The following is a 17,218-nucleotide window of genomic DNA, read 5'->3' as shown; positions in this document are numbered from 1 at the left end:
AAGGAATTTTACCCTCGTCTTTTAAAACACTTGCGAGAGGTCTTTATGCACGATCCGTTCGAACAGTCTTTGCGTGACATGCTCAATGCCTCGCCGTCCAACCGCGACGACGATGCCTGCCTGGGCCGCGTGTTGAAAACCGCTAACCGCCAGGTGGGCGCAGGTGACCTGTTCGGTCTGCTCGGTCGCTGGGTGCCAGCGTTGATGATGGCCCTGAACAATGGTTCGGCCCACGTATCGCCGGTTTCTCGTCGTAAATCTCTTGCTCGCACTGCTGATAAGGCTGATTGAATATGGAACTTGATCTCTGGACCCAGAGCCTGGTCACCGCGATGACCGCATTGTGGACCAAGGTGGCGAATTTCATTCCCAACCTGTTTGGTGCCCTGGTCCTGGTATTGCTGGGCTTTGTTGTCGCCAAGCTGCTTGACACGTTGTTGTCGAAATTACTCGCAAAACTCGGCCTCGACCGCCTGATGGCAGGCACCGGCTTGACCAAACTGCTGGGCCGCGCCGGGCTGCAAGTGCCGATCTCCACGTTGATCGGCAAGATCGTCTATTGGTTCGTTTTGCTGATTTTTCTGGTTTCTGCGGCTCAATCCCTTGGACTTGAGCGAGTTTCAGCTACGCTCGACATGCTGGCGCTGTACTTACCAAAGGTTTTCGGCGGTGCGCTGGTACTGCTGGTAGGTGTTCTGCTGGCGCAACTGGCCAATGGGCTGGTGCGCGGCGCTGCCGAAGGCGTGGGGCTGGACTATGCCGCTGGCCTGGGGCGAATTGCCCAGGGGCTCGTGATCATCATCAGTATTTCGGTCGCGATCAGCCAGTTGGAGGTCAAGACTGACCTGCTCAACCATGTGATTGTGATCGTTTTGATTACCGTTGGTCTGGCCGTTGCGCTGGCCATGGGCTTGGGAAGCCGGGAAATTGCCGGCCAGATTCTTGCGGGAATCTATGTGCGTGAGTTGTATCAGGTTGGGCAACAGGTGCGTGTAGGCGAGGTCGAAGGGCAAATCGAGGAGATCGGCACCGTCAAGACGACGGTACTGACCGATGACGGCGACCTGGTGTCGTTGTCCAATCGGATTCTCCTGGAGCAGCAGGTCAGTAGCCGCTAACCCGGCAAACCCTGCTAATGTACGCCGCCGCAAACCCGGCTGACCGGGTTGTAGCGGACATTGACCTGACTGTCGGCACGACTTGTTTTGAATAAAGCCCAAACGCTGTCCACGCGCTACGACCCCCGTGAGCTCTCTGATGAGGAGTTGGTCGCGCGCGCGCACACGGAGCTGTTTCACGTAACTCGCGCGTACGAAGAATTGATGCGCAGATATCAACGCACTCTGTTCAACGTTTGTTCAAGGTATTTAGGGAACGATAGAGATGCGGACGATGTCTGTCAGGAAGTGATGCTCAAGGTGCTGTACGGCCTGAAGAACTTCGAGGGCAAATCGAAGTTCAAGACATGGCTCTACAGCATCACGTACAACGAGTGCATCACGCAGTATCGCAAGGAACGGCGAAAGCGTCGCTTGATGGACGCGTTGAGCCTTGACCCCCTTGAGGAGGCGTCTGAAGAAAAGGCGCCGGCACCCGAGGAGAAGGGCGGGCTTGATCGCTGGTTGGTGTATGTGAACCCGATTGACCGGGAGATCCTGGTGCTGCGATTTGTCGCAGAGCTGGAATTCCAGGAAATCGCTGACATCATGCACATGGGTTTGAGTGCTACAAAAATGCGTTACAAACGTGCTCTAGATAAATTACGTGAGAAATTTGCGGGCGAGACTGAAACTTAGTGCGTGGCAAATATCTCTTACGTGTAGGCAAGTTCTGTTAGACTTGTCGCCGAGTTGTCCCCCGGTTTGTGGGACTGCTTTACAATCACCAGATGGGGATTTAACGGATGAAACTGAAAAACACCTTGGGCTTGGCCATTGGTTCTCTTATTGCCGCTACTTCTTTCGGCGTTCTGGCACAAGGCCAAGGCGCAGTTGAAGGCGAGCTGTTCTACAAGAAGCAGTACAACGATAGCGTCAAGCACATCGAAGACGGCTTCAATCCTGGCGCTCGCATCGGTTACTTCCTGACCGACGACCTGTCCTTGAACCTGTCCTACGACAAAACCAACCACACCCGTTCGAACGACGGTACTGGTAACCAGAAGATCAAAGGCGATACCGGCAGCCTGGTTGCTCAGTATCACTTCGGTCAAGCTGGCGTTGACAGCCTGCGTCCATACGTAGAAGGCGGTTTCGGCCACCAGAGCCGTGGCAACGTTAAAGCTGACGGCCACAGCGGTCGCGATCAGACTACCTTCGCTACCGTTGGTACTGGCGTGAAGTACTACTTCACCAACAACCTGTACGCTCGTGCCGGTGTTGAAGCTGACTACGGTCTGGACAACGGCAAGTGGGACTACTCCGCACTGGTCGGCCTGGGCGTGAACTTCGGCGGTAACGCTGGCGCAGCTGCTCCAGCTCCTACCCCAGCACCAGCTCCAGAGCCAACTCCAGAGCCAGAAGCTCCAGTTGCTCAGGTTGTTCGTGTTGAGCTGGACGTTAAGTTCGACTTCGACAAATCCGTTGTTAAGCCTAACAGCTACGGCGACGTGAAAAACCTGGCCGACTTCATGGCTCAGTACCCAGCTACCAACGTAGAAGTTGCTGGTCACACTGACTCCGTAGGTCCAGACGCTTACAACCAGAAGCTGTCCCAGCGTCGTGCTGACGCTGTTAAGCAAGTCCTGGTTAAAGACGGCGTTGCTCCTAGCCGTGTAACTGCTGTTGGTTACGGCGAATCCCGCCCAGTTGCTGACAACGCAACTGAAGCTGGTCGTGCTGTTAACCGTCGCGTAGAAGCGTCGGTTGAAGCTCAAGCTCAGTAATTACTGAGTAGAAAAAGCCCGGCTCAGGCCGGGCTTTTTTTCGCCTCAAATTTGTCTCAGGCGCTGACGGCGGTAGCGACATACGCCGCTTGCTCGGCAGCGGCCACACGGCCGATCACCAGGATCGCCGGGCTCTTCAACGCAAATGCCTGCGCGTCCTCATGCATGCGCGACAATTCGCTGCGGCATTCGCGCTGTTGGGGCAGCGAAGCATTTTCGATCATCGCCACCGGCATATCCTCTGGCATCCCGCCTTCGAGCAACTGCTGGCGGATCTCTTCCAGTTTGGCCACGCCCATGTACACCACCAGCGTCGTGCCACCTTCCGCCAGCGCCCGCCAATTAAGGCTGCTGTCGTCCTGGGTATGCGCGGTGACCAGGGTCACACCGCGGCTGACACCACGCAACGTCAGTGGAATCGCACAATTCGTCGCGCCCGCCAGCCCTGCGGTAATCCCATTGACCAGCCCCACCTCGACACCGCGTTCGCGCAGCCACAGGGCCTCTTCGCCCCCGCGCCCGAAAATGCACGGATCGCCGCCCTTGAGCCGCACCACGCATTTGCCTTGGCGTGAGTAGCGCAACATCAGTCGGTGGATAAAGTCCTGGGGGGTGGAACGGCAGCCGCCGCGCTTGCCCACCGTAATCACGCGAGCCTTGGCGCAGTGCTCCAGCACGGCTGGGTTGACCAAGTCATCGATCAACACCACATCGGCCTCGTTCATTGCCCGTACGGCCTTGAGGGTCAACAGCTCAGGGTCGCCGGGGCCTGCGCCCACCAGCCAGACTTTTGCATTCATGGGTTTTCCCTCGTGTAGAGATGACTTCAGCTATGAAAGAGTGAATACAGCAACACCAGATTGATCAGTAGCGACAGCAGCGCCAGGGTCCGCCAGACTTTCAACGGTTCGCGCTCCAACAGAGGCCTGGGCTGAACGCTCAGCTCTCGTCGATCCCCGTGCTCGAGCGCCAGCAACCATTCTTCGGCGGTTTCGTAACGGTGTTCCGGTTGAGCGGTGATCGCCCGTTCCAGGCTCAGTGGCAGCCAATCCGGCAGATCGGGGCGATAGCGGCTGGCGCTGACCGGCTGGGTGAACCTGGGGCGTTGGAAGGCTTCGATTTCCCCGTAGGGGTAATGCCCGGTCAACAGGTAATAGAGGGTGACGCCGACGCTGTATAAATCCTGCTGGGCCGTAGGACGGTCGCCATTGAAGGCCTCTGGTGCGATAAAGCTTGGCGTTCCGGGCAGTGCATGCGCACGGTCCTGCGAGAGGCCGGGGCAGTAGGCCAGGCCGAAATCCAGCACGCGCAGTTCACCGTCGTCGCCCAGCAGCAGGTTTTCGGGCTTGATATCGCGGTGCAGGATCTGCCGTCGATGCAACATGCCCACGGCCCTTAGCAAGCGCTCGGCCAAGGACTGCCATTGGGCCAAGGGCAAGGGGCCCTGCTGATGGAATAGCTCGGCCAAGGTTTTCCCTGGGTATTCGCGCATGACGTAATACAAATGCTGGCGCCCGTTGGCGGCATGCACTTCAGGAAATGCGCGCCCGGCCATCCGTCGCAGGAACCACTCTTCCGACAGCAATGCTTGTCCGGCGTCGCTGTCATCGTCACGGCTCAGAGGCAGGGTCTTGAGCAGCCAGGGTTGTTCTTGGGCATCGTGTACCCGGTACAGCAACGACTGTCGGCTTTGCGCCAGGACGGCGTTCACGTGCCAGCCCTCAAAGTGTTGCCCGGCTTTCAGCAGCGGTGGCAGGGGCCATTGCTGCAGTTGCACCAAGGCGTCCCCGAGGGTGACTGCGCCAAGGGTGTCGACGCGCACCAGCAAGGCACTGGCATTGTCCTGGCTACCCGCCAGGTGTGCGGCGTTGACCAAGGTGTTTACGGCCAGGTCCAGGTCGGTCTGCTCGCGCAGGATCGCCCGGATGCTGTGATCGCCCAGGGTCGCCCAAACGCCATCGCTGAGCAGCAGGAAGCACTCGCCCTCGCGCAACTGGCCGTCGAGAAAATCCAGCACCAAGTGTTGATCCAGGCCCAGCGCCCGTTTGAGCACATGTTGCATGCCCGGCTGCTCCCACACATGGTCTTCGCTGATGCGTTGCAACTCGCCGTCCAGCCAGCGATACGCCCGGCAATCGCCAACGTGAGCCAGGGTGAAGCGCTGGCCGCGAAACACCAGGGCGCTGAGGGTGGTCAGCAGCGGCTGGCCACCACCGTTGGCCTGCAGCCAGCGATTCTGCGCCAGCAGCAGGCGCTCCAGGGCCTGGGCCACGCCCCAGGTTTGCGGTGTGGCGTAATAATCCAGTGCCAGGGCCTGCAAGGTCGAACGTGCGGCCAGGCCGCCGTCGGCACACTGGCTCACGCCGTCGGCCATGGCGCACAGGTAGCCTTTGCTCGCCGCCAGTTCCGCCACGGGCGTGACCACCCGCAGCGCATCCTGGTTTTCCTCCCGTGGGCCGATGGCGCTGGCGTGGGCGACGCTCAGTTGCAGGCTCATCAGACGCGCGCAGCAGTCACGGCGGCCGAGCCCCAAGTGGTTCTCCAGCGACGCTTGACGCCGTGCAGGCCGAACCACGCCAACACGCCCAGGCTGGCGAACAACCACAAGGCCAACTGATAGCTGCCGGTGCTTTGCTTGATGGCACCCATGCCGGCCGCCAGGGCGAAGCCGCCGATGCCGCCGGCCATACCGATCAGGCCGGTCATCACACCGATCTCACGCCGGAAACGCTGTGGCACCAACTGGAATACCGCGCCGTTGCCTGCGCCCAGGCCCAGCATGGTGCACACGAACAGTGCCAGCGCCGCATAGGAACTTGGCAGGTTGAAGCCCACTGCCGCAATGCAGATTGCCGCCACGCTGTACATGCCGAGCAAGGTGCGGATCCCGCCAAAGCGATCGGCCAGTGCGCCGCCCAGTGGGCGCATCAGGCTGCCACCGAACACGCAGGCGGCGGTGTAGTAGCCAGCGGTCACGGGGCTCAGGCCGTACTGGTCGTTGAAGTAGCCGGGCAGGGCGCTGGCCAGGCCGATAAAACCGCCGAAGGTCACGCTGTAGAAAAACATGAACCACCAGCTGTCACGGTCGCCCAGGGCCTTGAAGTAGTCTGTCATGGATTTGGCTTTAGGGCGCTCGGGCGCATTTTGCGCGAGCCAGGCGAACACGATCAGGGTCAGGATCAGCGGAATCAGCGCAAAGCCGAACACGTTGCTCCAGCCAAACGCCGCCGCCAGTACCGGCGCCAGCAAGGCGGCGAATACAGTGCCGGAGTTGCCTGCGCCAGCGATGCCCATGGCCTTGCCCTGGTGCTCCGCCGGGTACCACTGGGACGCCAGCGGAAGCGCCACTGCAAAGGACGCCCCGGCCATGCCAAGGAACAGCCCCAGCAACAACGCTTGCTCGTAGCTGTGGACCCCCAGTTTCCACGCGCCGAACAACGCGACGATCACGATCACCTGGCCAATCAGCCCGGCCGTCTTGGGTGACAGCTTGTCCGCCAGCATGCCCATCAGAAAGCGCAATATCGCCCCCGCCAGGATCGGCGTTGCCACCATCAGACCGCGCTGCTGGGTGGTGAGCTGCAAGTCGGCGGCAATCTGCACCGCCAGCGGCCCCAACAAATACCAGACCATGAAGCTCAGGTCGAAATACAGGAACGCGGCAAACAGGGTCGGGGTGTGCCCGGATTTCCAGAAGCTTGATTTCATCACGCACCTCAACGGTTGGGAGTCTTGTAAGAAGGCCTGGTGATGGAGCCGCCGACTGAGGCCGCCCCATCGGCCCCGTGTTACAGGGGCCAAAACAAAAAAACGCCGCCACCGGGTTCGCGAGTGCAAACCGGGTGTGCGACGTCTTTGTCGTGAAGGGGCAACCGCCGTTGGTTACCTGTGATGATTGTTTAGCAAGTCCCGCGCCACATCAGCCGAGCAGCTCACTCATGGCGATAATCTGTTCCGCCACTTGGATCAGTTTCTGTTGGCGGCTCATGGCCTGACGACGCATCAACGTGTAGGCCTCTTCTTCGTTGCAGTCCTTCATTTTCATCAGCATGCCCTTGGCCAGTTCGATGCGCTTGCGCTCGGCCAACTGCTGGTCTCGGGCCTGGAGCTGGGCGCGCAAGGCCTGGTCGCTTTCGAAACGGGCCATGGCCACGTCGAGGATCGGTTGCAGGCGCTGGGCCTGGATGCCTTCAACGATGTAGGCGCTGACGCCGGATTTGATCGCCTGGCGCATCACGTTCGGGTCGTGCTCGTCGGTAAACATGACGATCGGCCGTGGCTGGTCGCGGCTGACGAGCACCACTTGCTCCATCACATCGCGACCGGGTGACTCGGTATCGATCAGGATCACGTCTGGGCGCACTGTTTCGACGCGCGACGGCAGGTCGATGGTCAGGCCGGACTCATCGATCACCTCAAAACCGGCCTCGATCAATGCTGTTTTGAGGCGCCCGACTTTGCGCGGGGTGTCGTTGATCAACAGGATTCGCAGCATAGAAGTGCTCCTGTCAGCGCAAGGCTTGGCGGCTGGCGGGGTTGGCCAGTGCATGCAGGCGGAAGCTGTGGGCGTAACCGATGGGGTCCGAGCCGTCCCAGATCTTGCCGTCGATCAACTGGCTGCTGCGCATGTCTTGAGGCGCGGCGCAGATACCCAGTGCATCGGCCGCCTGGCGATACAGCGCCAGTTGCTGGACCTGGCGGGCAACGCCCAGGTAGTCAGGATCTTCACGCAGCAGTCCCCAACGTCGAAACTGGGTCATGAACCACATGCCATCGCAAAGGTACGGCAGATTCACTTCGCCTGCGGCAAAAAAGCGCAGGGCGTGGGGGTCCTGCCAGTGGTTGCCCAGGCCGTCGTCATACGTGCCCAGCAGGCGCGGTTCGATGCAGTCGAGCGGGGCGTCGAGGTAATCTCGGCCGCTGAGCAATTGTGCGGTGGAGCGGCGGTTTTCGGTGCTTTCTTCAATAAAACGGCTGGCTTGCAGGATGGCCATTACCAGTACGCGAGCGGTGTTGGGGTATTGGTCGACGAAGGCTTGGGTGCAGCCGAGTACCTTTTCCGGGTGGTTTGGCCAGATCGCCTGGGAGGTTGCCAGGGTAAAACCCTGGTTTTGCGCGACTGCACTGGCACTCCAGGGCTCGCCCACGCAAAAGCCATCGATACGCCCGGCTTGCAGGTGCGCGACCATTTGCGGGGGCGGCACCACGACACTTTCCACGTCCTGCAATGGATGAATGCCCTGGCTCGCCAGCCAGTAATACAACCACATGGCGTGGGTGCCGGTGGGGAAGGTCTGGGCGAAGGTCAGTTTTGTTCGGCTTTGGTGCACGTGGCGCTCCAGTGCCTCAGGAGTGATCACGCCCTGCTGTTGCAGACCGTGGGACAGGTTGATGCTCTGGCCGTTTTGGTTCAGCCCCATCAAGACCGCCATATCGGTGGGGGCGACGCCTCCGATGCCCAGGTGCACGGCATAGATCAGCCCGTACAGGCTGTGAGCGGCGTCCAGCTCGCCGCTGACCAGTTTGTCCCGCAGGTTGGCCCATGACGATTGGCGCTTGAGGTTCAGGGTCAGGCCATAGGGTTGGGCGAAACCTTGCGTCGCCGCCACCACCAGGGATGCGCAGTCGCTCAAGGCCATGAAGCCCAAGTCAAGGCTGCTTTTCTCCGGGGCATCACTGCCGTTGACCCAGGCCAGCGGATCGTTTGTGGGGCTGTTGCCACCCGAGTCGTTCATTGACACCTACCTTTTTCAAAAAAAACGTCGTTCCCTCAGATGGCGCTAGAAGGCCATTGCGGGTAACGACGCCTTTGTCCGTAAGCCCGCTCCGCCGTTGGCGCGTGCTTCTATACACAGTGCATAGCAAGGCACATGCCACGGGCTGGCAAGCGCGGCCCGTCGTCAATTTTCCATCAAGATTGAAAGTGGGCGGCCTCTCAGTATGGCCGCCTCTTACCGCCAGGCCGCCCAGGAAACCCACGGTGAACGCTGACTTGCCCGCATTGATGATCCGCCCCTGGTTTTTCCGGGCGGTGCTTTGTGTATTGCTGGTGTTGGGGCATGCGGTGGCCAGGGGTGAAACCTATCAGGCGCAGGACGAGAGCCTGCATACCGTGTTTACCGTCTTGTCGTTGCCCTTGGGCTTGCCCGTCGTGGTGAGTCGGGACGTGGCGCGCACGCGGTTCAGTGGGGCGCTTGACCTGGACGCGCCGCAAGAGGCGTTGGAGGCATTGGCGCTGCAACACGGCTTGATCTGGTACAGCGACGGGCAAGTGCTTTATCTCTATGACGCTGGCGAGGCCAAAAGCTCGGCGGTGGCATTGCAACATATCTCTGTCGACAGGTTTCGTAGCCTGATGCGTCGCTCGGGGCTCGATGAATCGCGTTATCCGCTGCGGGCGAGTGGCGAGCGGATGTTCTATGTGTCCGGCCCCCCCAACTATGTCGACCAGGTGCTGCGCCTGGCCCAATTGCTGGACCGCCAGCGCGCTGAGTTGCGCCTGGGCAACCAGGCCTTTGGTGTGGTCCATGTCCTCAATACCCACGTGGCGGACCGCGAATACGAGATGGGTAAAGACAAGGTCACGGTGCCAGGGATGGCGTCGATGATCGAAACCCTGCTGGCCAGCGAACAGGAGGGCCTGCTGGCCGACAAGTCCCTGGCGGTGATTGCCTACCCGGATAGCAACAGCTTGCTGATCAAGGGTGAGCCCGCGCAGGTGAGTTTCATCGAGCAACTGGCGGCGGAGTTGGATATCCCCAAGCGGCCTATCGAGGTCTCGCTTTGGCTGGTGGACATCGACCGTGACGAGCTTGAGAAACTCGACCTGGCCTGGGACAAGGAGGCCAAGGCCCCGATCACACGAGTCCTGGAACCATTGGACGACAACCGCTTGATGGAGCAGATCGTCACGCTGGAGCGCCGCAGGAAAGCGAGTGTGGTGACGTTACCGGTAATCCTGACCCAAGAGCATGTACCGGCCGTGTTCAAGGACAGCCGTACATTTTATCTACCAGGCGCTGGAGATGATCTCGCCGACTGGAAGCCTGTGCGCTATGGCACTCAGGTCAGTGTGCTACCGCGTTTTACCGAGGGGAATCAGGTCGAGATGCTTCTCGACATCGAGGATGGCCGCCAGGTGAGTGAGGCGCGGCGACGTAACAAACCGACAGCGGTAGGGCGTGTTGGCATCAACAGCGTGGTGAGGGTAGCGCAGGGTAAACGCCTGTGGCTGGGGGCGTTCAGGCGTGATGCACAGGAGCCTGGGCGTAGCTCGGTGCGCGGTCGCTCGGCAGGCGTTCGCTTGTTTGTGGTTCAGGCCGGGGCCATCGGTGGCGAATTGAAGGGCCAAGCGCCAGGCTTCAGGCCACCACCGCTGACTGCCCGGCAGTACGAACGTGTGCAACGTGCGTTTGTGCGGCCAGAGGGAAATCTTTCCCCGTAAAAACGGGTTGATTCCTGAGCCTGGGCATTTTCTGCGGGAACACCGTTATCGCCGCAAATGCCAGGCCGCTGGGTGTGGAGAAGCGTCTTACAAGACTTTTCTGAAAAACGATGGATGTATCGGTTTTTTCCTAGCGTGGGCAGTCAGGCAGGTTTTTATAGTCGTGGCCGGGGCATAAAAGCCAGTAATTGAAATAAGGACTTCAATGTCAGTAGTTGGATATCGAGGTGGACATGGGCGTCGCTAATGATGGATCGACGACGATCGCTTTGGTCTTTGCTCGTTGGGTGCTGCAGGGTGATGGCCGTTTGACCGGCGTAGGGCCGGATATTCAGTTGCAGCCCAAGGAGTGGCATGTCTTGCGACTGCTGCTGGTCTCTGGCGGTGTACTGATGACCAAGGACCGTTTGCTGGAGTTGGCCTGGCCCCATGGCGAGGTCGCCGAAGAGTCGCTGACACGTTGCATCTACTCGCTGCGCAAGCACCTTGGCGTCGACAAGGGGTTTATCAAGACGATCTACGGGCGGGGTTATCGCTTTATATGCCCGGTAAGTGTGGAGCGGCAAGCTTCGGGGCCTTTCGGGCTGCTGGAACATGTGTGTCACGCTTGTGGCCAAGTCCGTCATGGGTAAGGGGTGGCACCGGCTGCTGTTGTTTTGTGTGCTGATGAGCGGGAATCAGGCATTGGCTTATTGTTGGGAGGAAACCGCCCGTCGCTACGATATTGAACCGGAACTGCTGCAGGCCATCGCCGCGGTTGAGTCGGGTCATCGGGCAGAGGTGATGAACTACGATAACCGTAATGGCACCCGCGATATCGGCCTGATGCAGATCAACAGCGTCCACTTACCGCGCCTTTTCAAGCAGGGCATTACCGAGGAGCGGCTGTTGAGTGAGCCCTGCCTCTCTGTGGAGGTCGGGGCATCGATACTTGCCGGGTTCATCCAGCGTTTTGGCTACAACTGGAAGGCAGTAGGCTCTTACAAAGTGGGGCCGGGGGCTGGGCCGGAGCGCGAGGCGTTGCGCATGCGCTATGCAGAAAAAGGGAGTATCAGTTTTTTTGTGTTCGGGCTGGTTAGGGCCTGCCGTCAGGCAGGCCGTTGTTTTACCAGCTCGGTCTGGTAAATCGGTCTCCGTAAAGAATCGCAAACTGATTCATTGCCACTTTCCAATCATGCGCCGGGTGCCCCCAGTTAGCCGTGATATTTCGTAGTCCCAGCCAGATCAGCTTCGTTGCCGCATCGTCGGTCGGGAAGTGCCCACGGGTTTTAATAATCTTTCGTAGCTGAGCGTTGATGCTTTCGATGGCATTGGTCGTATAGACCACTTTTCGGATACCCGCCGGGAATACAAAAAACGGTATAACCCGATCCCAGGCGCGACGCCATGCAGCAACTACAGTCGGATACTGCTTACCCCAAGGCCCCGCTTCAAAGGCGTTGAGCTCTTGCTCGGCCACGTCGGCATTGATCGCCTGGTAGATCGGCTTGAGGGCTTTGGCCAATGCCCGACGTTTATCCCAAGCGGCATAGTCCAAGCTGTTGCGGATCAGATGCACGATGCAGGTTTGCAGCGTCGTGGCAGGAAAAACCGCTCCCAAAGCCTCCGGTATCCCTTTAAGGCCATCCGTGACGGCGATTAGAACATCTTCTACCCCACGCGTTTTGAGGTCGTTGAAGACCTTCATCCAAAACTTGGCGCCCTCGGTGCTCTCAATCCAGATCCCCAGAATGTCACGTGTGCCATCGGGTAATACGCCCAGCGCCAGATAAATGGCCTTGTTGCGCACTAACCCCTCGTCCCGGATTTTGACCCGTAGCGCATCAAAGAAGATGACCGGGTACATAGGCTCCAGGGGGCGCTGCTGCCAAGAGCCGACTTCTTCCATTACGGCATCGGTGACTGAGCTGATGAAGTCATGGGACACGTCAGTTCCATACTGCTCAGACAGAAAAGCGCGGATCTCACGCACCGTCATACCCCGGGCGTACATGGCAATTATCTTGTCGTCGAAGCCTGTAAAACGGCGTTCGTGCTTGGGAATCAGGATCGGGGCGAAGCTACCATCGCGGTCTCTGGGGATATCCAGGCGAAGCGGCCCATCGTCGGTAAGAACCGTTTTGCCACTCTTGCCATTGCGCTGATTGGTCGACTCCTCAGGGCGCTCCGCGCCCTGAGGATAACCAAGGTGGTGACCCAGCTCGGCACCTAGCGCGCGCTCGATCAGAGCCTTCTTGAACGCCATGGACGCGTCTTGAATGGCTTCGGCGCTCATCGGGCCTTTAACAAACTGCTCGATCAGCTCTTGGGGAATCGAGGGTAACTCCCTCGCTGCTGCATGGGCGGGCTTCTTTTTGGTCGGCATAGATGCACCTCTAGCTACATGTTATGCCCGAACACAAAATTTCTGACAGTCTCCAGAAAAAATCTGGGCGCATTACGAGGCCTTGGTACTGCAGCGCTAATGGCCTTTGGGCTGCACGCCTCGCGTGCAACCCTTCACCCCGGCTATAATCGCTGCCACTTTCCGCCGCCATCCGAGTCTAGCCCGCCCATGTATACCCTGGCCCGCCAGCTGTTGTTCAAACTCTCCCCGGAAACTTCCCACGATCTGTCCCTGGACCTGATCGGCGCCGGTGGCCGCCTGGGGCTCAATGGCCTGGTATGCAAGGCACCCGCAAAGATGCCCGTGACGGTGATGGGGCTCGACTTCCCCAACCCGGTCGGGCTGGCTGCCGGCCTGGACAAGAACGGCGCGGCCATCGATGGCTTTGCGCAACTGGGCTTCGGCTTTGTCGAGATCGGCACCGTGACACCAAGGCCACAACCGGGCAACCCCAAGCCGCGGATCTTTCGCCTGCCGGAAGCGGAGGCGATCATCAACCGCATGGGGTTCAACAACCTGGGTGTCGATCACCTGCTAGGGCGGGTTCAGGCGGCAAAGTACACGGGCATCCTGGGGATTAATATCGGCAAGAACTTCGACACCCCGGTTGAGCGTGCGGTGGACGATTACCTGATCTGCCTGGACAAGGTCTACGCCCATGCCAGCTATATCACCGTCAACGTCAGTTCGCCCAATACCCCCGGCCTGCGCAGCCTGCAGTTTGGCGACTCCCTCAAGCAATTGCTCGAAGCCTTGCGCCAGCGCCAGGAAGACCTGGCCGTGCGCCACGGCAAGCGTGTGCCCCTGGCAATCAAGATTGCCCCGGACATGAGCGACGAGGAAACCGTGCTGGTGGCCCAGGCCTTGGTGGATTCGGGTATGGACGCGGTCATCGCGACCAACACCACGTTAAGCCGTGTCGGCGTCGAAGGCCTGGCCTATGGCGATGAGTCGGGCGGCCTGTCGGGCGCACCGGTGCGGGACCAGAGCACCCATATCGTCAAGGTGCTGGCGGCTGAACTGGCTGGGCGCTTGCCGATCATTGCGGTGGGCGGCATCACCGATGGCAAGCACGCGGCCGAGAAGATCGCGGCGGGCGCCAGTTTGGTGCAGTTGTACTCTGGCTTTATTTACAAAGGCCCGGCGCTGATTCGCCAATCGGTGGATGCCATCGCTGCGTTGCGCGTGTAGCAGCGAGTTTGCTCCTGCAGCAGTCCTCATTTTTCTCAACGCAATAAAAAGGGCTCCTTAAGAGGAGCCCCTGGGCCGAAGCCCGCCGCCTGGATAGGGCGTGCGTGGTTAAGTCGTTACCTATTCGTGGTGGTGTCGGAATTAGATGCCCTTGATTAGCCGACGGCGTGAAGTTCGTTGAGTCTGTGGATTCCCGCAGTGCCAGTCATACCGTCCCAGTTGTCGCCGCGTCCTTCTCGCCAGCCGTTGATCCAGGCTTGGCGTACTGACGGTAGAGTAAATGGGCAAAGCTCACGGGATTTGCCATGAACGCCATATTGATATCCGCGTAAAAATGCTCTTTCCAACGGATCACGCTTAAGTCTTCTCATAGGGTGTTTCCCTCACTTGTTGACTGTCTTGATATCCTTCGGCCTCGTCTGAGGCCGGGCAGAGTTTTTCTGCCGTTGGTGGGCTCGCTGCCGGCGTGGCGAGCCTAGGTGTCGGCGTCGTTACGGCGCCAACCTGTGTTGAGTTCTAACCAATAGGTCACATGGATTCAATGATCGTTTTGTCATAAGCACGTAACGATAACGATGCTATAGCCATAAGCTGGGATGGCTTTTCGCCCCATTTGTGTGGCAAAGCCAGCTATGATGCACCCTGCAAAGAGAGCGGGTTTAATCCTTTAGTGAGAATGCCCGCCCGATGCAGTCGGTTATTATTCGACGAAGGGTCGGAATATTTCTTTTTGTTGCTTAAAAAATTCACTCTGCCCCGTCGATAAAGGCTCAAGAGCCCGTCAGACGGGGTGGGACGGCACATTCGTGCCACGCGGGCACTCTTCAAGAAAAGTGCTTGATTGAAAACCGAGCCGGCGATGCGTCGCCCGTTCATTTATTGCTGAAAAGCCTGGAATGCCCCATGTCGGACCGTTTTGAACTCTTCCTCACTTGCCCCAAGGGCCTCGAAGGCCTGCTGATCGAGGAAGCCGTCGGGCTTGGCCTTGAGGAAGCCCGCGAGCACACCTCGGCCGTGCGCGGCATGGCCGACATGGAAACCGCCTATCGCCTGTGCCTCTGGTCGCGCCTGGCCAACCGCGTGTTGCTGGTGCTCAAGCGCTTCCCGATGAAGGACGCCGAAGACCTCTACCACGGCGTGCTGGATATCGAATGGGCCGACCACATGGTCAGCGACGGCACCCTGGCCGTAGAGTTCAGCGGTCATGGCTCGGGCATCGACAACACCCACTTCGGCGCGCTGAAGGTCAAGGACGCAATCGTCGACAAACTGCGCACCCCGACCGGCGAACGGCCATCCATCGACAAGATCAACCCCGACCTGCGCATTCACCTGCGCTTGGACCGTGGCGAAGCCATCCTGTCCCTCGACCTTTCCGGCCATAGCCTGCACCAGCGCGGTTACCGCCTGCAGCAGGGTGCGGCGCCGCTTAAGGAAAACCTGGCGGCCGCGATCCTGATCCGTGCTGGCTGGCCGCGTATTGCGGCCGAAGGCGGCGCGCTGACCGACCCGATGTGCGGTGTGGGTACTTTCCTGGTCGAAGGCGCGATGATTGCCGCCGACATGGCGCCCAACCTCAATCGCGAACTCTGGGGTTTCACCACCTGGCTCGGCCACGTTCCGGCGTTGTGGAAGAAACTGCACACCGAGGCCACCGAACGTGCCGCCATCGGCATGAACAAAACCCCGTTGTGGGTGCGTGGCTACGAAGCGGATCCACGGCTGATCCAGCCCGCGCGCAACAACATCGAGCGCGCAGGCCTGAGCCACTGGATCAAGGTGTACCAGGGCGAAGTCGGCACCTTTGAGCCGCGCCCGGACCAGAACCAGAAAGGCCTGGTGATCTGCAACCCACCTTACGGCGAGCGCCTGGGTGACGAAGCCAGCCTGTTGTACCTCTACCAGAACCTCGGCGAGCGCCTGCGCCAGGCGTGCATGGGCTGGGAAGCCGCTGTATTCACCGGCGCGCCGGACCTGGGCAAGCGCATGGGCATCCGCAGCCACAAGCAGTATTCGTTCTGGAACGGCGCGTTGCCGTGCAAGCTGCTGCTGATCAAGGTCAACCCGGACCAGTTCGTCACTGGCGAGCGTCGCACCCCGGAGCAACGCCAGGCAGAGCGCGAGCAGGCGGCTTACGATCAGGCCCCGGTCGAGCCACAAGAGCGCCAGTACAACAAGAACGGCAATCCGATCAAGCCCGCACCGGCCCCCGTGGTCGAGCAAGCGCGCTTGAGCGAAGGCGGGCAGATGTTCGCCAACCGCCTGCAGAAGAACCTCAAGCTGCTGGGCAAGTGGGCCAAGCGCGAAGGCGTGGATTGCTACCGTGTGTACGACGCCGATATGCCGGAATACTCGATGGCCATCGACCTGTACCACGATTGGGTGCATGTGCAGGAATACGCCGCGCCGAAGTCCATCGACCCGGAAAAAGCCTCCGCCCGCATGTTCGATGCCCTGGCCGCCATTCCCCAGGCGCTGAACATCGACAAGAGCCGCGTGGTGGTCAAGCGTCGTGAGCGTCAGAGCGGCACCAAGCAGTACGAGCGCCAGAGCGCCCAGGGCAAGTTCACCGAGGTCAGCGAAGGCGGCGTGAAGCTGCTGGTCAACCTCACCGACTACCTGGACACCGGCCTGTTCCTCGACCACCGTCCGATGCGCATGCGCATTCAGAAGGAAGCGGCCGGCAAGCGTTTCCTCAACCTGTATTGCTACACCGCCACGGCCAGTGTGCACGCGGCCAAGGGCGGCGCGCGCAGCACCACCAGTGTCGACCTGTCCAAGACTTACCTGGACTGGGCTCGCCGCAACTTTTCACTCAACGGTTTCTCTGACAAGAACCGCCTGGAGCAGGGTGATGTGATGGCGTGGCTGGAGGCCAGCCGCGATGAGTTCGACCTGATCTTCATCGACCCGCCGACCTTCTCCAACTCCAAGCGCATGGAAGGCATCTTCGACGTGCAGCGTGACCACGTGCAGTTGCTCGACTTGGCTATGGCCCGTCTGGCACCGGGCGGCGTGCTGTACTTCTCGAACAACTTTCGCAAGTTCGCGCTTGAAGACAACCTCACTGAACGCTACGCGGTCGAGGAAATCAGCGACAAGACCATCGACCCGGATTTTGCGCGTAACGCCAAGATCCACCGGGCCTGGAAAATCACCGCCCGCTGAGCTTGATCCCTTCTTGTAGGAGCGAGCCTGCTCGCGAAAAAACCAAAGGCGCCACGTTTATTCTGGATAAACGCGGCGCTCTCAGGTTTTTCGCGGGCAAGCTCGCTCCTACAGTGGTTTTGCGCTGGTCAAACCCTGGACCGAT

General features: G+C 59.9%; 16 protein-coding genes. 9 read left to right on the top strand and 7 right to left on the bottom strand.

Going from position 1 to position 17,218, the window contains the following annotated elements:
• Nucleotides 1-45 precede the first annotated feature (45 nt).
• From PspS35_RS21855 to PspS35_RS21840, 4 genes are all read left to right on the top strand, one after another.
• A complete protein-coding gene (locus PspS35_RS21855; RefSeq protein WP_010208493.1) occupies nucleotides 46-291 on the top strand; it encodes a hypothetical protein in 246 nt (81 codons plus the stop codon).
• Nucleotides 292-293: 2 nt separating this feature from the next.
• Complete coding sequence (locus PspS35_RS21850) at nucleotides 294-1,118, top strand: mechanosensitive ion channel domain-containing protein (RefSeq protein WP_003175519.1); 825 nt, start codon at nucleotides 294-296, stop codon at nucleotides 1,116-1,118.
• A gap of 87 nt (nucleotides 1,119-1,205) precedes the next feature.
• The gene (sigX, locus tag PspS35_RS21845; protein WP_003175518.1) at nucleotides 1,206-1,796 is read left to right on the top strand and encodes an RNA polymerase sigma factor SigX; all 591 of its coding nucleotides are present in this window, start codon (nucleotides 1,206-1,208) and stop codon (nucleotides 1,794-1,796) included.
• 107 nt (nucleotides 1,797-1,903) lie between these two features.
• Entirely contained in the window at nucleotides 1,904-2,884 is a 981-nt protein-coding gene (locus tag PspS35_RS21840) for an OmpA family protein (RefSeq protein WP_124526652.1), read from the top strand.
• Nucleotides 2,885-2,940: 56 nt separating this feature from the next.
• On the opposite strand, the gene cobA is transcribed toward PspS35_RS21840, so the two are convergent.
• The 5 genes from cobA to PspS35_RS21815 form a co-directional block, all read right to left on the bottom strand.
• Complete coding sequence (gene cobA / locus PspS35_RS21835) at nucleotides 2,941-3,684, bottom strand: uroporphyrinogen-III C-methyltransferase (RefSeq protein ID WP_159936756.1); 744 nt, start codon at nucleotides 3,682-3,684, stop codon at nucleotides 2,941-2,943.
• Between the two features lie 26 nt (nucleotides 3,685-3,710).
• Nucleotides 3,711-5,381: a bifunctional protein-serine/threonine kinase/phosphatase gene (locus PspS35_RS21830; protein WP_159936755.1), complete on the bottom strand. Its 1,671-nt coding sequence runs from the start codon at nucleotides 5,379-5,381 to the stop codon at nucleotides 3,711-3,713.
• A complete protein-coding gene (locus tag PspS35_RS21825; protein WP_159936754.1) occupies nucleotides 5,381-6,592 on the bottom strand; it encodes a nitrate/nitrite transporter in 1,212 nt (403 codons plus the stop codon). The genes PspS35_RS21830 and PspS35_RS21825 overlap by 1 nt, the downstream gene beginning before the upstream one ends.
• Before the next feature lie 211 nt (nucleotides 6,593-6,803).
• Nucleotides 6,804-7,379 carry an ANTAR domain-containing protein gene (locus PspS35_RS21820; protein WP_159936753.1) on the bottom strand — a complete coding sequence of 192 codons (576 nt, stop codon included), beginning with the start codon at nucleotides 7,377-7,379 and terminating at the stop codon, nucleotides 6,804-6,806.
• A 13-nt stretch (nucleotides 7,380-7,392) separates the two neighbouring features.
• Nucleotides 7,393-8,619, bottom strand: coding sequence for a CmpA/NrtA family ABC transporter substrate-binding protein (locus tag PspS35_RS21815; RefSeq protein WP_159936752.1), 1,227 nt, complete (start codon nucleotides 8,617-8,619; stop codon nucleotides 7,393-7,395).
• Nucleotides 8,620-8,888: 269 nt separating this feature from the next.
• Here PspS35_RS21815 and sctC point away from each other — a divergent pair, with 269 nt between their 5' ends.
• The 3 genes from sctC (at nucleotide 8,889) to PspS35_RS21800 (ending at nucleotide 11,453) form a co-directional block, all read left to right on the top strand.
• Nucleotides 8,889-10,328, top strand: a complete 1,440-nt coding sequence (gene sctC / locus PspS35_RS21810; protein WP_159938104.1) for a type III secretion system outer membrane ring subunit SctC — start codon at nucleotides 8,889-8,891, stop codon at nucleotides 10,326-10,328.
• A gap of 233 nt (nucleotides 10,329-10,561) precedes the next feature.
• Nucleotides 10,562-10,960, top strand: coding sequence for a winged helix-turn-helix domain-containing protein (locus PspS35_RS21805; RefSeq protein ID WP_159936751.1), 399 nt, complete (start codon nucleotides 10,562-10,564; stop codon nucleotides 10,958-10,960).
• Nucleotides 10,953-11,453 carry a transglycosylase SLT domain-containing protein gene (locus PspS35_RS21800; RefSeq protein WP_174244887.1) on the top strand — a complete coding sequence of 167 codons (501 nt, stop codon included), beginning with the start codon at nucleotides 10,953-10,955 and terminating at the stop codon, nucleotides 11,451-11,453. Before PspS35_RS21805 ends, PspS35_RS21800 begins: the two co-directional genes overlap by 8 nt.
• Here PspS35_RS21800 and PspS35_RS21795 read toward each other — a convergent pair.
• Nucleotides 11,434-12,693, bottom strand: a complete 1,260-nt coding sequence (locus tag PspS35_RS21795) for an IS256-like element ISPsy17 family transposase (RefSeq protein ID WP_159934745.1) — start codon at nucleotides 12,691-12,693, stop codon at nucleotides 11,434-11,436. The two genes, PspS35_RS21800 and PspS35_RS21795, sit on opposite strands and share 20 nt — an antisense overlap.
• Before the next feature lie 189 nt (nucleotides 12,694-12,882).
• Here PspS35_RS21795 and PspS35_RS21790 point away from each other — a divergent pair, with 189 nt between their 5' ends.
• A complete protein-coding gene (locus tag PspS35_RS21790; protein WP_159936750.1) occupies nucleotides 12,883-13,905 on the top strand; it encodes a quinone-dependent dihydroorotate dehydrogenase in 1,023 nt (340 codons plus the stop codon).
• Nucleotides 13,906-14,060: 155 nt separating this feature from the next.
• On the opposite strand, the gene PspS35_RS21785 is transcribed toward PspS35_RS21790, so the two are convergent.
• A complete protein-coding gene (locus tag PspS35_RS21785; RefSeq protein ID WP_002553055.1) occupies nucleotides 14,061-14,276 on the bottom strand; it encodes a ribosome modulation factor in 216 nt (71 codons plus the stop codon).
• A gap of 532 nt (nucleotides 14,277-14,808) precedes the next feature.
• Between PspS35_RS21785 and rlmKL the strand changes: the two genes are divergently transcribed.
• The gene (rlmKL, locus tag PspS35_RS21780; protein WP_159936749.1) at nucleotides 14,809-17,073 is read left to right on the top strand and encodes a bifunctional 23S rRNA (guanine(2069)-N(7))-methyltransferase RlmK/23S rRNA (guanine(2445)-N(2))-methyltransferase RlmL; all 2,265 of its coding nucleotides are present in this window, start codon (nucleotides 14,809-14,811) and stop codon (nucleotides 17,071-17,073) included.
• Nucleotides 17,074-17,218: the final 145 nt, after the last annotated feature.

Origin of the sequence: Pseudomonas sp. S35 (assembly GCF_009866765.1) — a bacterium.
GTDB lineage: Bacteria > Pseudomonadota > Gammaproteobacteria > Pseudomonadales > Pseudomonadaceae > Aquipseudomonas.
Note: the sequence above shows the minus strand (reverse complement) of the source record. Positions and strands in the feature narration are given on the sequence as shown.

What these genes read in the sequence shown, in the direction of transcription:
- PspS35_RS21855 (WP_010208493.1), top strand. Translation starts at nt 46, where the DNA reads ATGCACGATCCGTTCGAACAGTCTTTGCGTGACATGCTCAATGCCTCG.
- PspS35_RS21850 (WP_003175519.1), top strand. Translation starts at nt 294, where the DNA reads ATGGAACTTGATCTCTGGACCCAGAGCCTGGTCACCGCGATGACCGCA.
- PspS35_RS21840 (WP_124526652.1), top strand. Translation starts at nt 1,904, where the DNA reads ATGAAACTGAAAAACACCTTGGGCTTGGCCATTGGTTCTCTTATTGCC.
- cobA (WP_159936756.1), bottom strand. Translation starts at nt 3,684, where the DNA reads ATGAATGCAAAAGTCTGGCTGGTGGGCGCAGGCCCCGGCGACCCTGAG.
- PspS35_RS21830 (WP_159936755.1), bottom strand. Translation starts at nt 5,381, where the DNA reads ATGAGCCTGCAACTGAGCGTCGCCCACGCCAGCGCCATCGGCCCACGG.
- PspS35_RS21825 (WP_159936754.1), bottom strand. Translation starts at nt 6,592, where the DNA reads ATGAAATCAAGCTTCTGGAAATCCGGGCACACCCCGACCCTGTTTGCC.
- PspS35_RS21820 (WP_159936753.1), bottom strand. Translation starts at nt 7,379, where the DNA reads ATGCTGCGAATCCTGTTGATCAACGACACCCCGCGCAAAGTCGGGCGC.
- PspS35_RS21815 (WP_159936752.1), bottom strand. Translation starts at nt 8,619, where the DNA reads ATGAACGACTCGGGTGGCAACAGCCCCACAAACGATCCGCTGGCCTGG.
- sctC (WP_159938104.1), top strand. Translation starts at nt 8,889, where the DNA reads ATGATCCGCCCCTGGTTTTTCCGGGCGGTGCTTTGTGTATTGCTGGTG.
- PspS35_RS21805 (WP_159936751.1), top strand. Translation starts at nt 10,562, where the DNA reads ATGGGCGTCGCTAATGATGGATCGACGACGATCGCTTTGGTCTTTGCT.
- PspS35_RS21800 (WP_174244887.1), top strand. Translation starts at nt 10,953, where the DNA reads ATGGGTAAGGGGTGGCACCGGCTGCTGTTGTTTTGTGTGCTGATGAGC.
- PspS35_RS21795 (WP_159934745.1), bottom strand. Translation starts at nt 12,693, where the DNA reads ATGCCGACCAAAAAGAAGCCCGCCCATGCAGCAGCGAGGGAGTTACCC.
- PspS35_RS21790 (WP_159936750.1), top strand. Translation starts at nt 12,883, where the DNA reads ATGTATACCCTGGCCCGCCAGCTGTTGTTCAAACTCTCCCCGGAAACT.
- PspS35_RS21785 (WP_002553055.1), bottom strand. Translation starts at nt 14,276, where the DNA reads ATGAGAAGACTTAAGCGTGATCCGTTGGAAAGAGCATTTTTACGCGGA.
- rlmKL (WP_159936749.1), top strand. Translation starts at nt 14,809, where the DNA reads ATGTCGGACCGTTTTGAACTCTTCCTCACTTGCCCCAAGGGCCTCGAA.